General features: G+C 35.7%; 19 protein-coding genes. 9 read left to right on the forward strand and 10 right to left on the reverse strand.

From position 1 onward, the window contains the following. The first annotated feature begins 4 nt into the window (after positions 1 to 4). Positions 5 to 2,716, forward strand: a complete 2,712-nt coding sequence (locus XM47_RS09670; RefSeq protein WP_077066533.1) for an ATP-binding protein — start codon at positions 5 to 7, stop codon at positions 2,714 to 2,716. A gap of 14 nt (positions 2,717 to 2,730) precedes the next feature. Here the strand turns inward: XM47_RS09670 and XM47_RS09675 are convergent, their stop codons facing one another. Genes XM47_RS09675 through XM47_RS09685 form a run of 3 tightly spaced genes read right to left on the reverse strand, consistent with a single transcriptional unit; the run spans position 2,731 to position 4,618 of the window. Continuing rightward, on the reverse strand, positions 2,731 to 3,267 hold the full coding sequence (locus XM47_RS09675) for an NUDIX hydrolase (protein ID WP_048692070.1): 537 nt from the start codon (positions 3,265 to 3,267) through the stop codon (positions 2,731 to 2,733). Between the two features lie 15 nt (positions 3,268 to 3,282). Continuing rightward, entirely contained in the window at positions 3,283 to 3,594 is a 312-nt protein-coding gene (locus XM47_RS09680) for a DUF3301 domain-containing protein (RefSeq protein ID WP_048692072.1), read from the reverse strand. Beyond that, on the reverse strand, positions 3,578 to 4,618 hold the full coding sequence (locus tag XM47_RS09685; RefSeq protein ID WP_048692074.1) for a DUF3549 family protein: 1,041 nt from the start codon (positions 4,616 to 4,618) through the stop codon (positions 3,578 to 3,580). The genes XM47_RS09680 and XM47_RS09685 overlap by 17 nt, the downstream gene beginning before the upstream one ends. Positions 4,619 to 4,762: 144 nt before the next feature. Here XM47_RS09685 and XM47_RS09690 point away from each other — a divergent pair, with 144 nt between their 5' ends. The 7 genes from XM47_RS09690 (at position 4,763) to XM47_RS09720 (ending at position 12,108) form a co-directional block, all read left to right on the forward strand. Next, a complete protein-coding gene (locus tag XM47_RS09690; RefSeq protein WP_048692076.1) occupies positions 4,763 to 5,086 on the forward strand; it encodes a YqcC family protein in 324 nt (107 codons plus the stop codon). Then, positions 5,080 to 5,802 (forward strand): pseudouridine synthase, encoded by a 723-nt coding sequence (locus tag XM47_RS09695; protein WP_048692078.1) that lies wholly within the window; start codon positions 5,080 to 5,082, stop codon positions 5,800 to 5,802. Before XM47_RS09690 ends, XM47_RS09695 begins: the two co-directional genes overlap by 7 nt. 49 nt (positions 5,803 to 5,851) lie before the next feature. Continuing rightward, entirely contained in the window at positions 5,852 to 6,313 is a 462-nt protein-coding gene (locus tag XM47_RS09700; RefSeq protein WP_048692079.1) for a flavodoxin, read from the forward strand. Positions 6,314 to 6,431: 118 nt separating this feature from the next. Then, complete coding sequence (locus tag XM47_RS09705) at positions 6,432 to 6,851, forward strand: CBS domain-containing protein (protein WP_048692080.1); 420 nt, start codon at positions 6,432 to 6,434, stop codon at positions 6,849 to 6,851. A 63-nt stretch (positions 6,852 to 6,914) separates the two neighbouring features. Next, the gene (hrpA, locus tag XM47_RS09710) at positions 6,915 to 10,808 is read left to right on the forward strand and encodes an ATP-dependent RNA helicase HrpA (RefSeq protein WP_048692081.1); all 3,894 of its coding nucleotides are present in this window, start codon (positions 6,915 to 6,917) and stop codon (positions 10,806 to 10,808) included. A 104-nt stretch (positions 10,809 to 10,912) separates the two neighbouring features. Then, a complete protein-coding gene (locus XM47_RS09715; RefSeq protein ID WP_048692084.1) occupies positions 10,913 to 11,212 on the forward strand; it encodes a PilZ domain-containing protein in 300 nt (99 codons plus the stop codon). Positions 11,213 to 11,232: 20 nt separating this feature from the next. Next, a complete protein-coding gene (locus XM47_RS09720) occupies positions 11,233 to 12,108 on the forward strand; it encodes a hypothetical protein (RefSeq protein ID WP_048692086.1) in 876 nt (291 codons plus the stop codon). An 81-nt stretch (positions 12,109 to 12,189) separates the two neighbouring features. On the opposite strand, the gene xylA is transcribed toward XM47_RS09720, so the two are convergent. The 3 genes from xylA to XM47_RS09735 form a co-directional block, all read right to left on the reverse strand. Next, entirely contained in the window at positions 12,190 to 13,521 is a 1,332-nt protein-coding gene (gene xylA / locus XM47_RS09725) for a xylose isomerase (protein WP_048692088.1), read from the reverse strand. An 89-nt stretch (positions 13,522 to 13,610) separates the two neighbouring features. Continuing rightward, positions 13,611 to 15,095: a xylulokinase gene (locus XM47_RS09730; protein ID WP_048692089.1), complete on the reverse strand. Its 1,485-nt coding sequence runs from the start codon at positions 15,093 to 15,095 to the stop codon at positions 13,611 to 13,613. 145 nt (positions 15,096 to 15,240) lie between these two features. After that, on the reverse strand, positions 15,241 to 16,437 hold the full coding sequence (locus XM47_RS09735; RefSeq protein WP_048692091.1) for an EAL domain-containing response regulator: 1,197 nt from the start codon (positions 16,435 to 16,437) through the stop codon (positions 15,241 to 15,243). 149 nt (positions 16,438 to 16,586) lie between these two features. On the opposite strand from XM47_RS09735, the gene XM47_RS09740 reads away from it, so the two are divergent. Then, positions 16,587 to 17,684 (forward strand): lactonase family protein, encoded by a 1,098-nt coding sequence (locus XM47_RS09740; RefSeq protein ID WP_048692093.1) that lies wholly within the window; start codon positions 16,587 to 16,589, stop codon positions 17,682 to 17,684. Positions 17,685 to 17,727: 43 nt separating this feature from the next. On the opposite strand, the gene XM47_RS09745 is transcribed toward XM47_RS09740, so the two are convergent. From XM47_RS09745 to nrtS, 4 genes are all read right to left on the reverse strand, one after another. Continuing rightward, a complete protein-coding gene (locus XM47_RS09745) occupies positions 17,728 to 19,509 on the reverse strand; it encodes a DNA repair helicase RadD (RefSeq protein ID WP_048692095.1) in 1,782 nt (593 codons plus the stop codon). A gap of 6 nt (positions 19,510 to 19,515) precedes the next feature. Next, the gene (locus XM47_RS09750; protein ID WP_048692097.1) at positions 19,516 to 20,088 is read right to left on the reverse strand and encodes a MiaE family protein; all 573 of its coding nucleotides are present in this window, start codon (positions 20,086 to 20,088) and stop codon (positions 19,516 to 19,518) included. 168 nt (positions 20,089 to 20,256) lie between these two features. Next, positions 20,257 to 21,378, reverse strand: coding sequence for a glycoside hydrolase family protein (locus XM47_RS09755; protein WP_048692098.1), 1,122 nt, complete (start codon positions 21,376 to 21,378; stop codon positions 20,257 to 20,259). Positions 21,379 to 21,520: 142 nt separating this feature from the next. Beyond that, positions 21,521 to 21,748 (reverse strand): nitrate/nitrite transporter NrtS, encoded by a 228-nt coding sequence (gene nrtS, locus XM47_RS09760; protein WP_048692099.1) that lies wholly within the window; start codon positions 21,746 to 21,748, stop codon positions 21,521 to 21,523. Between the last annotated feature and the right edge of the window lie 9 nt (positions 21,749 to 21,757).

The raw sequence follows: 21,757 nt of genomic DNA on the forward strand, positions 1-21,757 counted from the left end.
GCTTATGTTTAATTCAATTAAAGCACAAATTATGCTAGTTGTGTGTGTGTTAACTAGTTTAACGATAGTGCAAATATATTTTTCCTATCAGTCTGAGCAGTCTTACACCTCTGGGATAGAAAATACTCAATCAACCATTAGCAAAATTGATCTCGTTAAAGATTTACAGCGAGAAGTAGTCGATCTACAACGCAATGTTCTCATATACAAGGATAATGGGAGTGAATCTGCACAATCTCGATTTAAGCAGATAGTGGAATCTATTTCTACTAAATTAAGCCAATTAGCGAATGTCGAATCTGAGTATAAACTACCACAAGAACACTTAGATTATGTTTCTAGTATGCAGGGGCATTTAAAAGATTACCAAGAGAATTTCGAACAGGTTGTTTCAGGCAGAGAGCAAAGGGATACACTGTTTAAAGTTAAGATCCTCAATCAATTTAATGCTTTAATTAATGAACTACCTACTGTGACAAATGATGAGAAACTAACTCAGATTAATCTAATTAAACTGAAATTATTATCTGCTGAAAATCAAGTGTTTCACTATGTCTTAGAAGCTGACTTTGCCAAAGTAAATGAATTTAATCTGTCGCTAAATGAATGCCTTACCTTAGTTAATTCGGCTCAGTTGGATAACACTGATTATGTTGTCAGTGCAATTAAAAATATTAAGATTGATTTTAACCGACTTACACAGATTACGCGGGGTTATGTATTTTTGATTAATGTCGTAATGACAGGCTCAGCTAATGAGTTTTTATATCTGACTAATGAACTTAATGAGTTAGTATCACAGCGGCAAGCTGAGATTAACCAACAAATCCAAACTCAGATTTCCAGTATTAGAAATAAAAACATGCTACTTTCGGTTCTTTCAATTGTTATTACCATATTTATTGTTTTAATTTTGAGTTTGAGATTACTCATCCCGATAAACTCTATCAGCCATGTTTTCAGGAAGTTAGCTAAAGGTGAAACGGGCTTAGCGATACCTTCTAAAGAAAGACAAGATGAAATTGGTGAGTTAGCCCAAGCTGCGAGTGTATTCCAACAAACTAACCTGCAAACTAAAGAGTTGTTGGAAAGTGCACAACATCAAAATAAGCTTCATGCCAAAATGAATGACGATTTAGCAGATGCGAAAGTTAAAGCAGAGCAAGCAACAGCGGCCAAAAGTATGTTTTTGGCTAACATGAGCCATGAAATAAGAACGCCTCTTAATGGGGTCGTAGGTTTAATAGATTTATGTTTAAAGTCTAAATTAAATGAAAAACAGCAAGAGTATTTATCTAAAGCTTTCTACTCTAGCCAAATTTTAATGAATGTGATTAATGATATTTTAGATTTTTCTAAAATAGAAGCAGGAAAGCTTGATATCGAAGCGATAGAATTTGATTTTAACTTAATGCTTGAAAGCCTAATTTCAAATATTCAAATTAGAGCAAATGAAAAGAACAATCGTTTAATTTTAGAAGTTTCTCCCCATGTTCCATTAAAAATGACTGGTGATCCAACACGAATTAGCCAAGTGATTTTAAACTTAGCTAACAATGCGATTAAGTTTACAGATTCTGGCTTGGTCAAAATTGTCATCAATACATCGCATGAAAATGGTGAAGATTTCTTAGTCGTTAAAGTGATTGATACTGGGATAGGCATGTCGCCAGAACAGTTAAGTCGGATTTTTGAATCTTTTACCCAAGCTGATGGCTCGACAAGTCGTAAATATGGTGGAACAGGTTTAGGGCTCAGTATCGTTAAACAGTTAGTAAAATTAATGGGCGGGCACATAACTGCTAAAAGTGTAGAAAATGAAGGAACTGAATTTTGTGCAGATTTTAAACTATTGGCTAAATCAAACACAACTCAAACCGATTTGTTTAACTTTGCACCTAATCAAATTTACTATTTTGCGGATAACAATCAGACTTTTATTCAAAAATCGCTATTAACAGATTATGGTTTTGGTTGTGACATTATGGCTTCAGCCGAGATTGCAGACTTTAGTAAATCAGCCATATCTTTAGCGACGGATAATGGTTTATCAGCTAATTTAGTCTTAATTGAATTAAGTTTAGATTCGGATATTAAATTTTTAGCAGACTTTGTGGTTAAGCTAAATAAACTGGGACTAACCTGTTTATTTTTATATGAAGATAATCAAGTTGGAAAATATTTTTCAACTGATTTAAAAGGGCTTGCAAAATTAAGCTTACCTTCCACGCCAGCTAATTTTATTAACAAGCTGAATTCACTATCGCAAAATAGAGAGAAAAAATTAGATAGCGGAACAAAACACACTACAGCTGACTCAGCTAAGCCTAAATATAAGGGGAAGGTTTTATTAGTCGACGATAATGAAATTAACTTGTTGGTTGCTTATGAGATTATGAATAGCTTTGGGGTTGAGATCGATATGGCAGAAGACGGTCAACAGGCGATAGATAAATACAAAGAGTACCGTAACTACGATATCATTTTTATGGATATTCAAATGCCCGTATTAGATGGTTATCAAGCAACCCAAGAAATTATCAAGATAGGTTGTAACGAAACTAAAATCTGTGGTTTATCCGCTAATGCGATGAAAGAAGACTTAGATAAAGCCTTCTCTTTGGGAATGTCTGATTATATTAGCAAGCCGTTGCAAGTGAAGGACATAGAAAATGTACTTAAGAAGTATTTAATAAAAAATACTGAACCTGCTTAAAGGTAAGCGTGATTTTAAGCAGGTTGGCAGACTAATTCTTGTGCTATTTTTTCAAGCAAAAAAGTTTCTCGTTCAATCGATAAACCTTTTTTGTTACTTCTGGCTATAGTTTCTTGATTGTGTTTAATTGCATCATATAAATTAATCCAAACGGGTTCCATGCCGTTTCTTGTCTCGTAATCTTCGTATTGTGTTGCAGTAAACTCTTCATCAATTGAACATAGATAACAATAAGAAATCATGTGCATGACATTATGTTCGCCTTTATACCAAGGTCTGAATTCTTCGTAGATACCAAATTCTTGAATATCTTTAATATTTTGCGCGCCAGTTTCTTCTTTAAGTTCACGTTTAAAGCCTTGAACAATAGTTTCACCTTCGTCAATACCACCACCTGGAAGTGTGTAGTCATCATACCTTTTGGTATACAGCATTAGGATTTTTTCTTGTTTTAAAACAATTGCTCTTGTGGCTTTACGTGTAAACTGCTTAATGTCAGAACTTTGAAGTTTTAAAACATCTGGATGTGTAGCTTTTCTTAAAAGGCGCATAATAATTTTCTTTAACTAATGTACTCGGTAGGCTTCTGTTGATATATCGACTAATCTTTGATCGATTAAACTTAGGCAACCTTTATTACTGTCTTCACCATTACCACTAAATTCGAATTCAAATTCGCTATGCCATTCAAACATTTTCTTTTGAAATATTCTTATTTTGGTTTTTTTTCTGGCAACCGAAACAAATTGAATATTGTTTCTTTCACAATAATCTAGTGAATAAGCAAGAGCAGATTCACTCTGTTTTCTTAATTGCCAAAACTGGTAAATAAATAGACCTATAAATATCAGAACTATTAAATCAATGAGTTGTACCATAGGTTTCCTTAACCATTAATTGCACCGCTGCTCTAGTTTGTGTTAATGAATTAGGGTCTTGCAGCAAGATGAAGATAAGTCGCCTCAAAGACGGCAAGGCAACTAAATCAGTAAATAAAGCAGAAAATAACCCAGCTTTTTCACTCTGGGCTAGGTGTTCTAAAAATAGGGTGAGCAATAAAGGATCGGTAAGCGCAGGCCAACATCTTGCACTTAAGATCGAAAGTAAATTGACAGAATCACAGGCCGAATTTTTCTGGTTAAATTGTTCAGTTAATAAGGCTTTAAATTTTTGCTCGTTAGCATGGGCAGCAATGCAGCGAACAAGCGCAAGATTACGATTAGAGTCGGTAAAATCTGTTTCTAGCTGACGGACTATCTTGTTAAATAAGGCTCGGCTAATTGATTGGTGCTCAATAAAACTAGCAAGTTCAGTTAATAAATCTTCGGGAATTTCGAAAAAGCATTTATCGAAGTAACTTTGATACTTAGTATCATCTAACTTGGCTATGAAATCAGCTAAACCTTGCATTTGAAGAGATTGCCAATCGTCAAAATTAGCAGATGAAAACATAGCTTCAACTTGAGCTAAACTAGAAGCTGCAGGCAAGCCTAATTTATGCTTTAGTTTTGCATTTATGATAGCTAATTTTTTCTGATCGGGTGCTTTTATATATGGGTTATCTGGTAAGGCTTGTTGCTCTGAACCTGATGATATTTGATCCCCTAAAGCTTCTTCAATAATAGCGGCAAAGTGGTTTCTAGAGGCTGCAACTATATTACTTTCTTCATCTAAAGGAAGATTCATAAACCATATATAAGGGTTTTTCACGCCACCAATGGGCCAGTAAACGAGTGCAAATTTTGCTGTTTTTTGGATAGGAAATGGATATGGTATGGTGCCATTTTCAAATTGCTCAAACTCAGTTTTAGATATTTCACTAATTCGTCTACCAAAGTCAAAAACACAATAATCACAACCTGCGCTTTGTACCAATTGAAATAATGTACTGATTTGTTGCATATTAAATTCTTAATCGTTCAAATTAAGCCATTATACTCAAAGCTAACTCAGATGCGAAGTTAACCAAGCCGAATTTCGTTGTTTGTGTCCTTTTTAGACTAAAGCTGGTTTATAATAAGGTTTTTATTTTTTCAGATATATATTTTGAAAACGACCATAGATACTTTAACTGCTTTATTCACTGAGCTAGAATCCAAGCTTAAACAAGCTAATTTGTGGGCTAGTCAAGCACCTAGTACTGAAGCTTTAGCCAGCCAACAACCATTTTGTATTGATACTTTAAAGTTTGAGCAATGGCTACAATTTATATTTTTACCAAAGATGCAATATTTAGTTGCTCAAAAATTAGAGCTGCCCAAATCACTCTGTTTATTGCCGATTGCAGAGCAGGTCTATTCATCTACTCAAACTGAACATATTGATTTGCTGAGTACCATTAAACAGATAGATGAGTTATTCGCGTGTTAGATATTTTATATCAAGATGAGTATTTAGTTGCAGTTAATAAACCTTCTGGTTTATTAGTTCACCGCTCTATGTTGGATAAACATGAAACTCAATTTGCAATGCAATTAGTTAGAGATCAAATTGGGCAACATGTTTTTACAGTGCACAGATTAGATAGACCCACTTCGGGTGTGTTAATTATGGCCTTGTCATCTGAATCGGCTAGAAAAATAGGCGAAGCTTTTCAGGCTAGACAAGTTCATAAACACTACATAGCCATTACGCGAGGTCATATCGAATCTGCTGGTTTAATCGATCATGAATTAACTGAAAAATTAGATAAGATTGCAGATAAAAAAGCTAAATTACCTGAGCCCAAAGAAGCTCAAACTGAGTTTAAATGTTTAGGTCATTCCACTTTAAATGTAGAAATTAACCGATATCCTGAATCTAGGTTTAGTTTAGTTGAATTAATGCCAAAGCATGGCAGAAAACATCAAATAAGACGCCATTTAGCCCATCTTCGGCATCCAATTATTTACGACGTTAATTATGGTGATAACAAGTATAATCGATATTTTAAGCAGTTAGATCCTGAATTTAGGTTAGCATTACATGCAAAATCCATAGCGTTCAAACACCCTTATACGGGCGAAGATTTACTGATTGACGCACCTATAGATACAAGTTTTAAAACTATGCTGACGTTAACCCAATTAGATCATATTGATCTTTAACGAACAATTTTTATATTAAACATTCAAACGAATCAATGGAGAAAATCAAATGAGCCGAATAGCATTATTAGTGGGTTCTGTTTACGGTGGCGCGGAAGACGTAGCCGATAATGCCAAAACACTGCTAACTAAAGCGGGTCATGAAGCAAATATATTTACTGATACTAGCTTGGATGAGGTTTTAAAAAGTGATAGCGATATTTGGATCGTTATTACCTCAACTACTGGCCAAGGAGACATACCTGATAATATTGCGGAAGTGTTTTGTGAATTGAAAGATTCGACCCCTAATCTAAAGGGTAAGTTCTATGCAGTTATCTGCATGGGGGATTCTTCTTATTTCAATACGTTCTGTGAAGCGGGTAAACAATTTGATGAAATCATGTTTGATACTATGGCTAAGCGAATTGTTAATCGACTTGAAATAGACGCTTGTGAGACTGCAGACCCGTTTGAAGTTGCTGAACCTTGGTTAGTCAGTTTAAGTGAAAAAATAGCGGAAACAGCTTAATTATTTCGACTATCCTTAAAAACTAATTTTTTTTATTTAATTGTTAAAAAAAATTAGTGTAATGAATCGTTTAGACTAATATTAAATTTAAGAGTCAGTGATTTAAGGAAGGTGGACTATGAAATCATTAAAAGTATCAGACTATATGACTAAACGTGCGGTTACCTTTTCTGTTGAAATGACTATCGCCGAAGCCGTTGAGAAAATTCTGCTTACCGATCAGTCTGGTGGGCCAGTTTTAGACGAGAATAAAAAAGTTATAGGTTTTTTATCTGAGCAAGATTGTATAACTCAAATGTTGGAATCAACTTATTACCGTGAGCAAGTGGCTCGAGTAGGGGATATCATGAATTCTGAAGTTATGTCAGTTAAACCCTATGATGCATTATTTGAACTAGCTCAGAAAATGGCACTAACCCGACCAAGGATTTATCCTGTTATAGACGATGATGGCATTTTGGAAGGTACAATTACTCGACATCAAGTGATGAAAGCAATCGATAAACACTTACACGAAGCATACAATATGCCGGATTAACTCGAAAATATTGCTTTGTTTTGATAGTATGACCCCCGTTTTCAATTCGGGGGTTTTTGTTTTTTGTCTCAGTTAAATAATCAATCATTAGCACTTCTTAAAGCCGTATATCCAGCTAACTATTACCAGTTAAAGAAACGCTTTTTCAATATAAAAAAAATTACTAATCAAGCGCAACAACAAGCTAAATTTACGCAATGGTTGGCGGCAGTAGAATCGTCTATTTTATTTAAACAGACTCGAGCTCAAAACTTACCAAAGATTGAATATCCGGATTTACCCGTTTCAGACAAGCGTGATGAAATAGTAGAAACTATACGAAACAACCAAGTTGTTATTATTGCAGGCGAAACCGGTTCGGGGAAAACAACTCAATTACCAAAAATGTGTTTAGAGGCCGGTTGTGGCTTAAATGGCTTTATTGGACATACCCAGCCTAGACGACTTGCAGCGAGAAGTGTTGCAGCTCGAATTGCAGAAGAACTAAAAACAGAAATCGGCCAAGCGGTTGGTTTTAAAGTTAGATTTAGCGACCAAACTAAAGCTGAATCTTACATTAAGTTGATGACAGACGGTATTTTGCTTGCTGAAATTCAACAAGATAAATTTTTAAATCAATATGACACTATCATAATAGATGAGGCGCATGAGCGTAGCCTTAATATTGATTTCATCATGGGCTATTTAAGACAGCTACTACAAAGAAGACCAGATCTTAAAGTAATTATCACTTCAGCAACCATAGATGTTGAAAAGTTTTCTAAACACTTTGACCAAGCGCCAATTATTGAAGTTTCAGGTCGAAGCTTCCCAGTTGAAATACGTTACCGTCCTTTAGTTGATGAAGATAGAGAAAAAGATGACAAAGATATTATTCAGGCTATTTCAGATGCGGTAGATGAACTTTGTGATGCAGGCCCTGGTGACATATTGATTTTCATGAATGGTGAGCGGGAAATACGAGATACGGCTGATGCATTAAATAAATTAAAACTAAAACACTGTGAAGTTTTACCTTTATATGCACGTTTATCAGCAAGTGAACAAAATCGTATTTTTCAATCTCATGCAGGCCGACGAATTGTATTATCGACCAATGTCGCCGAAACTTCATTAACAGTACCTGGGATTCGCTATGTTATTGATCCTGGTACCGCCAGAATCTCTCGTTATAGCGCTCGAACTAAAGTACAAAGACTACCAATTGAAGCGATATCACAAGCCAGTGCGAATCAAAGAGCAGGACGTTGTGGTCGTGTTGCTGCTGGTATTTGTATTCGTCTATATGCTGAGGATGATTTTAACAATCGTCCTGAATTTACTGATCCTGAAATTCTCAGAACTAATTTAGCTTCGGTTATTTTACAAATGCACGCTTTAGGTTTAGGTGATATTGAAGCCTTCCCTTTTATACAAGCGCCAGATAGTCGAAATATTAAAGACGGGGTTAATTTACTTAAAGAAATAGGTGCATTAAACCAGCATAAGCAAGAAATTAAACTGACCAAAGTCGGTAAACAAGTGGCCTCATTACCCGTTGATCCTAGATTGGGTAAAATGGTTATTACGGCGGAGCAGCTAAATTGTTTAAGAGAGATTTGCATTATTGTTTCTGGCTTATCAATTCAAGATCCGCGCGAAAGACCGAGTGATAAAAAGCAAGCTTCGGATGAGAAGCACAAGCGTTTTGAAGATAAAGAGTCTGACTTTTTCAGTTTTATCAAATTATGGAATTACATCGAGACTCAACAAGACGAGTTATCACAAAATCAATTTAGAAAACTATGTAAAGCCGAGTTTTTAAATTACTTAAGAATTAAAGAGTGGCAAGACATAGTTTATCAGTTGTCTGAATCAATAAAAGATTTAGGCTGGCGGATAAACACTAATGATGCGGGCTATCAGCCAATTCACCAAGCGCTAATTTCAGGTTTACTCAGTCACTTGGGGAATAAGAAACCAGATCAAGGTTATTTAGGCGCTAGAAATAGCCAGTTCTTAGTTTTTCCAGGCTCAGCACTAGCGAAAACTAAAGCTAAGTGGGTAATGGCAGCAGAACTCGTTGAAACAAGTCGATTGTTTGCACGCGTTGTCGCAAAAATAGAACCTGAATGGGTAGAGACTTATGCCCAACACTTAGTGAATAAAAAGTATGACGAAGCACACTGGGAGAAAAAGCGCGGCTCAGTTGTCGCATTTGAAAGCCAAGTGTTGTACGGCCTAACGATTGTTCATAAAAGACGTGTTCAATATAGTAAAATTGATCCTGTTGTGAGTCGCGAAATTTTTATTCGTGAAGCCCTAGTTAATGGTGAAATTAATCTAAAAGAAGATTTTATTCAGCACAACACTCAGCTGGTGGATGATGTTGAGTTGCTCGAAGCCAAAACCAGAAGGCGGGATATACTCGCTGACGAGTCAGATCTATTTGATTTTTACGCCAGTAAAATTCCAGATAATATTTGTGATACAGCCAGTTTTAAACATTGGTGGAAACAGCAAAAGGCATCAACACCTAAGTTATTGCATATGACAGAAGCTGACTTGATGAAACATGAAGCTGAACATATCACTAAAGATGCTTTTCCAGATGTATGGCAACAAGGTAATTTAAGACTGCCACTTGAATATGTGTTTGAACCAAGCCAGCAAGCGGATGGGATTAATTTAATTATTCCACTAGCGTTAATCAATCAAATTGAAGATACAGGTTTTGACTGGGGTATACCCGGCTACCGACACGCTCTAATTGTCGCACTTATTAAATCACTGCCTAAATCATTACGTAAAAATTTCGTGCCGGCACCCAATTATGCAGATGCATGTTTGCAAAATTTAGTGAATCAAGAAGGCAGTTTTGTCGCTGCTGTTGCTAAACAATTATTGCGTATGACAGGGGTTAGAGTTGAAGAAGACGACTGGGACTTAACTCAAATCCCTTCTCATTTGAGATTTAATTTTAAAGTCGTAGATGAGAAATCTAAGGTCATATTAATAGGCAAAGATTTATCTCAACTTAAAGATAAACTACAAGGTAAAGTTGCTGAAACACTGACTAAAGTGGCGGATAAGGGGATAGAGCAACAAGGTCTGACTGAGTGGCCAAGTCTCAAAATACCTGAGGAATATTCACGTAAACAAGCAGGGTATGAAATTAAGGCTTACCCAGCGCTAGTCGATAAAAAGAATGATGTCGCGATTGAATTGTTCGATACTCAGTTACAAGCAAATTATGCCATGCTGGATGGTGTTGCGAGACTACTTTATCTAAATTTGCCATCAGTCAGAAGTTACTTACAGGATAAGCTGCCAAACAAGGCCAAATTAGGACTTTATTTTAATCCTTTCGGCAATATAAAAGTGTTAATTGAAGACTGTATTCTAGCTTGTATTAAGGATTATCTAGCTAGTCTGCCTTCTTTACCGAGAAGCCAATATGAGTATCAGCAATGCCGCGAATATTTAAGAGGTGAAATTGCCGATTTAGTTTTATCCGTTGCTGTGCAAGTAGAAAAATTACTTAGCCTATACAATGCAATTAATAAAAAGCTTAAAGGCAAAACTAGCTTCGATTTAATTCAAGCCCAATCGGATATCAAACAACAGTTAGAAAACTTAGTTTTTAAAGGGTTTGTATCTAGTCATGGGGTAAATAAATTAAAAGATGTTGAACGCTATTTAACTGCGATTGAGCGCAGATTAGAAAAGCTGCCTGTTGATCCTGTTCGAGATAGGTTAAATCGAGACCAAATTGAAAAGGTAATTCAAAACGCTGGCAAATTGGCTGGTTTATATCAAAAGGATAAATCTAACACAGCTGAAGTGAGTCAGTTTAGGTGGATGGTCGAGGAGCTTAGAGTTTCGTTTTTTGCGCAACAATTGGGGACTGCTTTTCCGGTTTCAACCAAAAGAGTGAACCAGTTTATAGAAGAATGTAAAAAAATGGGTGTTATTTAGCCATAAATTTATGCTACTTTATCTGACGTTAACAAAATGTTTGAATTATACATAGTTCATCCACTGAATTAGATTTGTGAATATGTAAAACATAGGAGATGTATATGATAGGGCATGATGATCAGCGTTCTTATTACCGCATGATGATAAATGCAGAATGTATTTTGGTTGTTAATAGTGTTGAAGCACCACAGCAATTCAATGCAATTTGTCGCGATTTAAGTGCAAACGGAATGGCTGTCGAAATTAATCAAGAAATTGAAGCTGGTGAAGATGTCAGTGTTAAAATTAATTCGACTAATATTCAAATACCTTCATTAACCGCAAAAGGAAAAGTGTTGCGTAGTCGTAAAGAAGCAGACAATTTATTTGTAGTAGGAATTGAAATAATCGATTTAGCTTAAAATTAAAAGGAGTTTTTTGAATGCTGAAAGATTACAAAAGTTATACTTTATTAGGTCTCTTGTGTTTAAACTCGACTATTGTTTTTGCTAATAGTCCAGATGATTTATTTAAAGAGCTAGATTTTGAAATGGGTGGTTGTAGTGCGCAACTTGAACAAGCTAAACAAACTATTTCAAGTTTAACATTGGAAGTTAAGGACTATCAAAATCTATCGAATGAAAGGGATAAATTAAATATAAAAGTAAAAGCTTATCAAAAGTTACTTGCGGTTAAAGATGCTAAAATTAACCAATTTAATTCATCTGCTACTTACACAAAAAACGATTCATCTGAATTAACTTCGCTAAAAAAAGAGAACTCTCATTTAACAGGTGAACTAGTCATTGCTAATGCGGAACTAGAACGTTTGCAGGCTCAAAATAAAATATTATTGTCGGCGCTGGCTAATCGGGATAAATCTACATCAGTAAGTGCGGCCAAAATACAAACCCCAACTCCCAGTACCCAGAATCAAACTGAAAGCCAAGTTGCGGGTCATACTCTAGTCAATATTAAATCTTGTCGGCAACTAGAAAAGGTCGTTAGCTGCAGTCTAAATATAAAGTCTCAAAATGTTGATTCTGAGTTGTATACAAAATTATCAAAAACAGTTTTTTATAGTGGCATTGGTAATAAATATACAGTCGATGATTATGCTGTTGGTAATGTAAAAAGTAAGAGACGTTATAGTTCGTCTCATATTGAAGCAAAACTAATTGCTAATATTGATACTGAAATTAAATTGAATTTCAATAATGTTGAAGTCAATACGCGTGAGATCAGCAAGCTTGAATTACCTTTAACTATCGGTGGGGAAGAATATAGACTCGCTTTTAGAACAATTTCAATTTTATAATTTTACAGCTTAAAATCGGTATATAAAAAAGCCGTTCAATTGAACGGCTTTTGATGATTAGGACGTCAATCAAACAATCACTTAGATGTATTGGTTGATGATGTTTTCGAATAATTCTTGCTTACCTGAGATTTGCTCTGGTTCGCCAACCGCTGTACCGATTTCTGCTAACTCTTCTAGGGTTAACTTACCTTCAGTAAACTCTTTACCTTTACCTTCTTCCCAAGTTGAATAACGTTGAGCACGTAATTCTTTATACTTAGATTTAGTTAAGATTTCGTCAGCTACGATTAATGAGCGAGCGAATGTATCCATACCGCCGATATGACCTAGGAAAATATCTTCCATATCAGTTGATTCACGACGAGTTTTCGCATCAAAGTTAACACCACCGCCTTGTAAACCACCTGCTTCTAGGAAGACAAGCATAGCTTCGGTTGTTTCATTGATATTGTTAGGGAATTGGTCTGTATCCCAGCTATTTTGATAATCACCACGGTTAGCGTCAATTGAGCCTAAAATGTTATTATCAGCAGCAACTTGTAACTCATGTTGGAATGTATGGCTAGCAAGTGTCGCATGGTTAACTTCAATGTTTACTTTGAAATCGTCAGCTAAACCGTATTTGTTTAAGAAACCAGAAACAGTCGCTGTATCAAAGTCATACTGGTGCTTAGTTGGTTCCATTGGCTTCGGCTCGATGAAGAAGTAACCTTCAAAACCATTTTTACGAGCATAGTCTTTTGCCATATGTAACCACTGTGCAAAATTGTCTAGCTCTTGCTTCATATTGGTATTTAATAATGAGATGTAACCTTCACGGCCTCCCCAAAATACATAGTTTTCGCCATTTAGCTTGATAGTTGCATCAATTGCTAACTTAAGCTGAGCACCTGCACGAGCTAGAGTTGGGAAATGTGGGTTAGTACCAGCACCATTCATGTATCTAGGGTTTGAGAATAAGTTAGCAGTACCCCATAACAATTTAACGCCAGAAGCATCTTGTTTTTCTTTTGCGTAGTCTGTGATGAAATCTAACTTTTGACCGAATTCAGTTACAGATGAATCTTCTTCGTCGATTAAATCTGTGTCGTGGAAACAGTAGTAAGGCAAATTCATTTTTGTGAAGAACTCAAAAGCAGCATCCATTTTAGCGGTTGCACGGCCTTTAGCATCTTTTGGATTGTTCCACTCAAAACGTTGTGGACCAGGACCAAATGGGTCGTGACCTTGGCCACAGAAAGTATGCCAATAACAACCTGCAAAACGTAACCAATCTTTCATTGGTTTGCCTGCTACGATACGCTCAGCATCATACCATTTGAATGCAAATGGGTTGTCTGAATCACGGCCTTCAAATTGGATTTGACCAACCGATGGAAAATACTCTTTATCACCTAAAACTACGCTCATATTGAACCTCTAGTTATTTTACTAATTAAGCTATGCTTAGAATTTTAAAAATGAGATGCAAACATCTCTATGTTTTAAATAGAGATGTTTTACAACTCTAAATATTTTTTCCAGTTTTGATATGCGTTTGCATATTGATCTACTTTTTGGTTATCAGGCTGATAACTTTCTAAAATAGATAATCCGTTAAACATTTCTTGGCGGTTGGTGTAATAACCTAAACCGAACCCTGCGCCTCGAGCTGCGCCATCAGCGCCATCTGTATCGTATAATTCAACACTGGTTTCACAACTGTTGACAAAAGCATCGACAAAGATAGGGCTTAAGAACATATTGCCTTTACCAGCTCTAACGAGATCGCTACTCACGCCCATTTCTTTTAGGACATCAAAACCATATTTGAGGGCGAATACTATGCCTTCTTGTGCACCGCGAACGATATGACCTAAGTGGTGACGATTAAAATCAACACCACGTATGTGACCACCAATATTTTTATTTTGAAGTACGCGCTCAGCACCGTTACCGAATGGGTGAAGTACTAGGCCATCTGCGCCTATTTCGACATCATCAGCAAATGCATTTAAGGCTGGATATGAAATTTCGCCATTACCGACATTTAATAAACTTCTGACCCAGCTATATAGACGGCCTGTGCCATTTACACAGAGTAAAACGCCATTTCTTGGGTTTTCTTCAGTATGTGAAACGTGTTGGAATGTATTCACTCGCGATTTAGGGTCAAATGCATTCTTATCTGTTACTGCATAGATAACACCAGAAGTACCAGCAGTCGCGGCAACTTCTCCAGGTTCCATAACGTTAAGAGAAAGGGCATTGTTTGGTTGATCGCCACCTCTATAAGTTACTTTTATACCTGAGCGTAACCCTAACGCTTTAGCTGCTGTTTCAGATACTTGACCTTGATCTCCAAAACTCGGTACTAGGTTTGGAATCAGTGATTTGGCAAAACCATAATCTTCGGTTAGTAATTCCGCGATGTCACCCGTTTCAAAATCCCACAGCATACCTTCGCTTAAACCTGAGCTGGTGGTATTGATTTCACCCGTTAATTTCATTGCAATGAAATCTCCAGGAAGCATTATCTTATCTATTTGGCTGTAAATTTCAGCTTGATTATCTTTAACCCATTTTAATTTAGAAGCCGTGAAGTTACCCGGCGAATTAAGTAAATGAGTTAAACACTTGTCTTGACCAATGCGATTAAAAGCTTGTTCACCAATTTCAACCGCTCGGCTATCACACCAAATAATTGCAGGGCGAAGGACTTGTTGATTTTTGTCGACACAAACCAAACCATGCATTTGGTACGAAATACCAATAGCTTCAATTTGTTGCGGATCAAAGTCCGCATTTGTGAATAATTCTTGGCAAGCAGATTTAATACATTCCCACCAAGTTTCAGGTGATTGCTCAGCGAAACCAGCTTGTGGTGCTTGTATTGCTAGTTCAGTTTTAGGAAAATTGGTCGCAGCGACACTTTTACCTGTTTTTGCATCTAAAACTGAAACTTTAGTTGAAGAGCTGCCAATATCAAGACCGAGAAAATACATAACTAAATATCACCTTTAAGCGACTAAATTAAAGTAGAGGCAGCTAATAGTTGCCAAATTGTTAATGATTAGTTTAGGTATGTTTTACACTTGCCACAAGTGTTAAATGTTGTAGTTTATGTATAATATTTACTATTTCTGTGAGTTAGCCATTCATTGAGTGCCAATGGTGTAACCAGTTGTTCAATTTTCTATACGGCATGGGTTTAGCGATATAAAAACCTTGGATTAGATCACAGCCCAAATGGCAAACCATTTGCCATTCTTTTAAGGTTTCTATCCCTTCTAAAGTAACTTTCATACCAAGCCTTTTACTCATGGCGATCATGGATTCTAAAGTACTTCTTTCGCTTTCGTTGTTAATAGCATTTTTGATAAATTTTCTATCTATCTTAATTTCGTTAAAAGGGAACTCTAACAATCTTTCAATCGAAGAATAACCTGTACCAAAGTCATCAATTGCTAAGTTGATTCCATGCATAGACAGACGGCTTAATACTTCTAGCATGTTAATTTGGTTGCTACTCAGGCAGCTTTCAGTGATCTCAAGTGTTAAATAATTGGCAGGCACACCATACTTATCAAGCTGTTCAAAAATAAAATTAGGCAAATCTAAATCTGCTAATAACAAGGCTGATATATTTACTGCAACGGATAAGGTTTTATCTTGGTGTCTAAAAGCCCCCCAATTCGATAATAAATTAGTGAGCTGTTGCATAGTTAGGTGTTTTATCAGTGAATTTTTTTCTAATTCTTCAATAAAACAATCGGGCATTAACATGCCTTTTGAAGGATGATTCATTCGTGCCAACGCCTCAATACCAATGACTTCTCGGGTAGATGCGCTAATGATGGGTTGATAAAAAATTTCGAAATGTTGTTCGTCTAATGCTCTAATTAACTCGTATATTCTAAGCTGATTGGGCTTGTCGTATTGTCTATGACCAGTATCTTCTTTAGCTAATTTAAGTGCATTTAAAACACTTGCTTCAGTAACTGGTTTGATAATGCTGCCAATTAAATTGAGTTTGTAATTTTTAGCTAACTTCTCAACCGAATTAATGACACGTGCAGACATAGAACTCATAATAATAAGCTGGCCTTTGAATTCAGTTTGGTTTAACAAACGAATAAACTCAACGCCATCAATACCAGGTATGTTTAGATCACAAAATATAAGGTTAGGTTGGACTGCTTGGCTTTCTATATAGCCGAGGGCATCCATTGCCATATTAAAACTACTGATACTTTTGACCGAAGCTTTGGTGAGTATTACTTGCATTAAATCTGTAATCGCACGGCTGTCATCTAATACTAAGCAATTTAAATCTGAATAATCCATATCCATTCCTGATTTTATTAAATATAAATCCAACTAAAATTATAGAGGAAAATTATTTTTGTGCCTAACTCAAACCTAAAATTAGTTGCATAATATTTGAGTTAGGTTAAGTTTCTATCATTATAATTTTAATAATAGAAACATGATAAATGAACAGAATTACGACAAGATTATTCACCTTAGCTTTGGCCTCTAGTTTTATACAAAGTGCAAATGCAGAAATTTTAGAATTTGCTGTTTCTAGTGATGATAAAGGTGATAAGTCTGGTGTTTATAAAGTCCAAATAGATACTACTAATCAAGCCTACAAAGTCGACCAAATAATTAAAACAACCGATCCGTCATATATAGATATAGATTCAGCTTCACAAAGAATCTTTGCTGTTAATGAAGAGCCTAATTCAGGTGCTTTTGTTTATCGGCTTAACAAGGATAAATGGCAATTAGAAACGCAATTGACGGGATTAGGCGATTACCCATGTCATATAAGTTTTAACTCAGTGACAAACATGGTTTCGGTTGCGACTTATGTTTCACCTCATGTGAGTTTGTTGGAATATAAAGAAAACAGATTGAATTTAGTTAAGACTTTTAAACACCAAGGCAAAGGAAAACTGCCAAGGCAAGATTCGCCACATCCACATTGGTCTGGCTGGTCTCCAGAAGGAAAGTTCTTATACTCAGTAGATTTGGGCATAGATGAAATAAAGCATTATTATTTCGATGAGAATTCTCAGGCTTGGGCAAGTAAAACGGCCGTTAAACTTGATGCTGGTGATGGGCCTAGGCATTTAGCTTTTCATCCATACCGTAATTTTGCGTACTTAATCAATGAGATTTCAAATACTTTAGTGGTTTTAGAGCAAGATTTACTAACAGGTCAGCTAATAGTAAAACAAAGGTTAAATACGCTTGATCCAAATTGGACTAAGCATAGCCAAGCGGCTGCTATTAGGTTGTCTGATGACGGTCAATACATTTATGTCGCCAATCGCGGAGAAAACTCAATTGCTGTATTTAAAATTGATCAGCTCGGTGAAGCGAAACATATTCAATCTATTTCCACTGGTGGTAACTGGCCTAGAGATTTTAATTTTTCTGAAAATCAAGATTATATTTTAGTCGGAAATAAAAAAGATCATAAATTAAATCTATTCACACGCGATGTTAAAACTGGTCTATTGGCGGCCACAAATATTAGTGTCCCAATTATGACACCTAAATTTGTCGAGTTTTGGCCTTTTTAACAAGTGTCCAATTTGTATTCGTTCTGGTTTTAAGAAAAGCGAGCTATAATTGGTTCGCTTTTCTAAACTTGCCTGAGTAATCAAATATCTTGTTTTTCACATTAGTAAAATGTTTTTCTTTTTTTGCTATTACAAAATCAGGACAAGTGAAATCTGAACTATTGTTAAGAACATCAGTTATACTTTTAAATTCAGTAGGGCAAGCGCCAAGTTTGAATCTCAGGCCATAATCTTGGTTAAATGATTTTAGACTTTTGTTATGTTTAAAATCATAAAATTCAATTAGCTCTAAACCATCCTCATCATAATAAGTTATCTTTAGCTTATGATTATGCTCAGACAATTTCATATCAGCGCATCTAATAATTAGGTAGTTTTTGAGTTTAAGTGCATCTTTTATGAGTTCATCGGCATCAATTAATTGGTGCTGACAATGGTTACAAACTCTAGCTGCTATGTCATTTTCATGATTACAATTTGGACATTGTTTAAATACAAATCTAAATTGGCATTGTGACTCTTGATTGTTGGTTAGCTCAAGCATGCCCTGACACCTTCTACCATAGTGCTCGATTAAATCGCCATCTTGATCAACTTTGCCCCAGAAAATATTATTAAATTGGCATTGAGGGCAGGGAACTGATACCGGAATACTTTTACTATCTGGCTTTAAGCTACCGACTTCTGGATGGTGTAAATCAAAATCATTGCCAGCATAATCTATAATTAGACATTCTTTTTTTCCTTGATCTAAGCGTAAACCTCGCCCGACTATTTGTTGATATAGACTAACAGATTGAGTTGGCCGTAAGATAGCGATAAAGTCTACGTGTGGGGCATCAAAACCTGTTGTTAAAACAGAAACGTTAATTAGGTAACGGATTTGTTTCGCTTTAAAAGCCTTGATCAATTGTGCTCGGTCTTCGCTAGATGTTTTTGCTGTCACTAAGGCATAAGAACTAGTGGTATCAAAACTTGAGATATATTGGGCTATTTCTTCTGCATGTTTTACGCTGGCAGCGAAAATCATCACGCCGGATTTATTAGTCGCTATATTCGCGATTTGCTCACAAATCGCTTGTGTCACTCTAGGATATTTTAGTAATAACTCATTCACATCATTGGTTTTATATTCACCGGTTTGACCTGGTTTTAAACTGGAAAAATCATAATGTTCAATCGCGGCATTTATTAACTTAGGTGGTGTTAAATATTCATTTTTTATCATATACCTAAGTGGCAGCTCATAGATGCATTTAACAAACTGAACCGGTTTTTCACTTCGATAAAAGCCAAAATAATGTTTTTGATAAATCCAACCTGAGTCTAGTCTATAGGGGGTTGCGGTTAGGCCTAGTATCTTTAAATTAGCATTTTGATTGGTAAAATATCGGATAACCTTTTGATATTCATTTGTGTCCGATTGACTTTCATCAGGTTTTTGTTTTGGGTTTATTAACCCAACCCTATGACATTCGTCGATAATGATTAAACTATAGCTTTTATCGAATAAGTCCAAGCTTTTTGAGATAGATTGAATACTTGCGAAAGTAACAGAAAAATCAGTTTGTTTGGCATTTAAGCCCGCTGAAAATATCCCAGCTTTAAGCCCATAACTTTCATATTTTTGGTGGTTTTGTTCAACTAACTCTTTAACATGAGTTATAACGAGAATGGGACGGCGGGCTAGCTTAGCTAGCTCCGCAATAACTAAACTTTTCCCCGCACCAGTTGGTAATACAATTACAGCTGAATCATTGGTTTTTCTAAAGTGCGCTAATGTCGCGTCGACTGCTTCTTGCTGGTAGGGTCTAAGTTTATACATTTAAGTTTAATGCAGTGCCGCTCGGAAAGGTAAACCTTCACAAATTTTGGCTTCTGCGACTAAAATTTCTTCTAACCTTTGATCAACTTCTGTTTTATCAAAGTATTCATAAGCAAGCTCAACGAATAAATTTTTATGTTTTTCTTCTGATTTTGCAATCGCCACATAAAAATCTTTATCTTTACCTTCATCTAAAGCTTGAGCGACTAGTGAAAATCTTTCATGACCTCTAGCTTCAATAACACCAGCGACGAGCAATCTATCCATCAAAAATACGTCTTTACCATTTCTGAAAACGCTTCGAATTTGTTTAATGTAGCTGTCTTGTTTATCGTCGCCAAGGGTAACATCTCTTGCTTCAAGTAATTTTAATACCTGCTTGAAATGTATTAATTCTTCTAGTGCTAAGTCTGTCATAGCACGGACAAGCTTTTTTCGATCTGGGTAGTGAGAAAGCATAGACATTGCCATACCCGATGCTTTTTTTTCAGCCGCAGCATGGTCTTGTAAAAACGCATCAAAGTCAGCTAAAACGGCTTTAGTCCATTCAAATGGGGTGTGGTATTTAAGTTCAAACATTAAAAAGATTCTAAAAATAAATTTTAGGTATTTTAAAGGCTAATGAATTAAAAAAAAGGGTATAGGGTAAATTTATCTAAAAAGTACAATTTAAATTTAGCTTTGAAAACTGTTTATAAGGAGAAAACTTAATTAGGTGGCAGCTAAATTAACTGCCACAAAACCCAGTTAGCATCGGCAGCCGGTAATTTCAGCTTGGCGATTGTTTAGCGTTGGTAATTTAAAGTTGGTTTTTACTTCACCTTTACCAATGTGAAGTTGGTCGACTTTTAGGTGTAGTGGACTATTTTCAACGTGTTTTAACTCGACTTTTGTTTTTTCTGTACCTCGAATATAAACCAAAGGCATAGCGGTAGGTTTAGAGCCTCTTATATTCATTTTTGTTTGATCTGTATATTCTACAGCTAAGCCGTCAATTGTAACGCTTGGCGAAACTGTACCGCCCGAATTGGTGAATAAAGCTAAGTTATAACGTTTATCTCTTTGTTTTGGTATGCCTTGTTTGACTAAGATATTTTTTAGGTAGAAATTAGCAGGCTTTTTGTTGCTCCAACCAAATTGAAAAGGAGCACCATTACCATTATGTATTATGGTTACATTTTCGACATGCATGCCATCTTTGTAGAGCTTTATCGCATCATCCCAAGTATCAATTTTGGTATTGGTAATACGAGTATTTGGACCGCCACCTATGCCATCAGAATTACTCTGGGTATCATCTATACGAGTATTTAAAATTGTGACTCTATCAATATCAAATGCATGGTTTTGTGATGTAATGGCATAAGTTCTAGGGTTAATGATAGTCAAGTTGGATACTTTATATCTTAAGTGTTTAGGGGCTTTTCCAATAACGCTGATGGCACCATAAGACCATTTTTCACAATCATGAACTATATCGTCACCCTTAGGACCATTTTTACATGAAGTACCTGGATCTTGTTTTTTATTTTTCCCTCTGGCCCAAGCATATGTTTCCGTGCCGTAAATAATACTTGAATCTCTATCAAGACCTGTTATTTCTGCTTGGTCGGTAAACCTAAAACCACCAGTGATTGTGACATCCTTGCCAAGGATAACCTTTTTAACTGCCTTTGGAATATTCCAATAAAAAGCTTCCTTGTCTTTATCATTACCAAACACGACACTCTTATTAATCGTGATGGTTTTACTTGTGTCATCCCAAGACGAATTTTGCGGGTTAAGTTTGGGATGTAGTTGAACTGAGAAGACATTAAAGCTAAGAGATACAGTAAAAATACAACCTAGGTAAAGCGTAAAATTTTTCATAAAACAACTAGAAAATGTAATGGTAGATATATACTAATCTTGGGGTAACTGCAGTAAAGAAAAAACGCTAAAATAGCCGCTTTAATAATTAAATTTTACATAAGTCTACTTAACTTCACTTTTGGTAAGTTAGCTTAACGTTTTATTTGTTTAGTTTAGTTGAAACAGCTGCATAGGTTGAAACTGCATATGGCACCATATAGGTCAAAACAATTTTCAAAAATTGGGCAGTTGTAATCTGTGTTTCGCCGATGAAAATTTCATATTGATTGATTAAAGTGAGTAAGCTACCAACAATCAGAGATATTTTTAATGAACGTGTTACTATTTGTTTATCTGACGCTACGGCCAACCAAGTTTTAATACTCATAATTTAAAC

The organism is Catenovulum maritimum (assembly GCF_001050375.1).
Lineage (GTDB): Bacteria > Pseudomonadota > Gammaproteobacteria > Enterobacterales > Alteromonadaceae > Catenovulum > Catenovulum maritimum.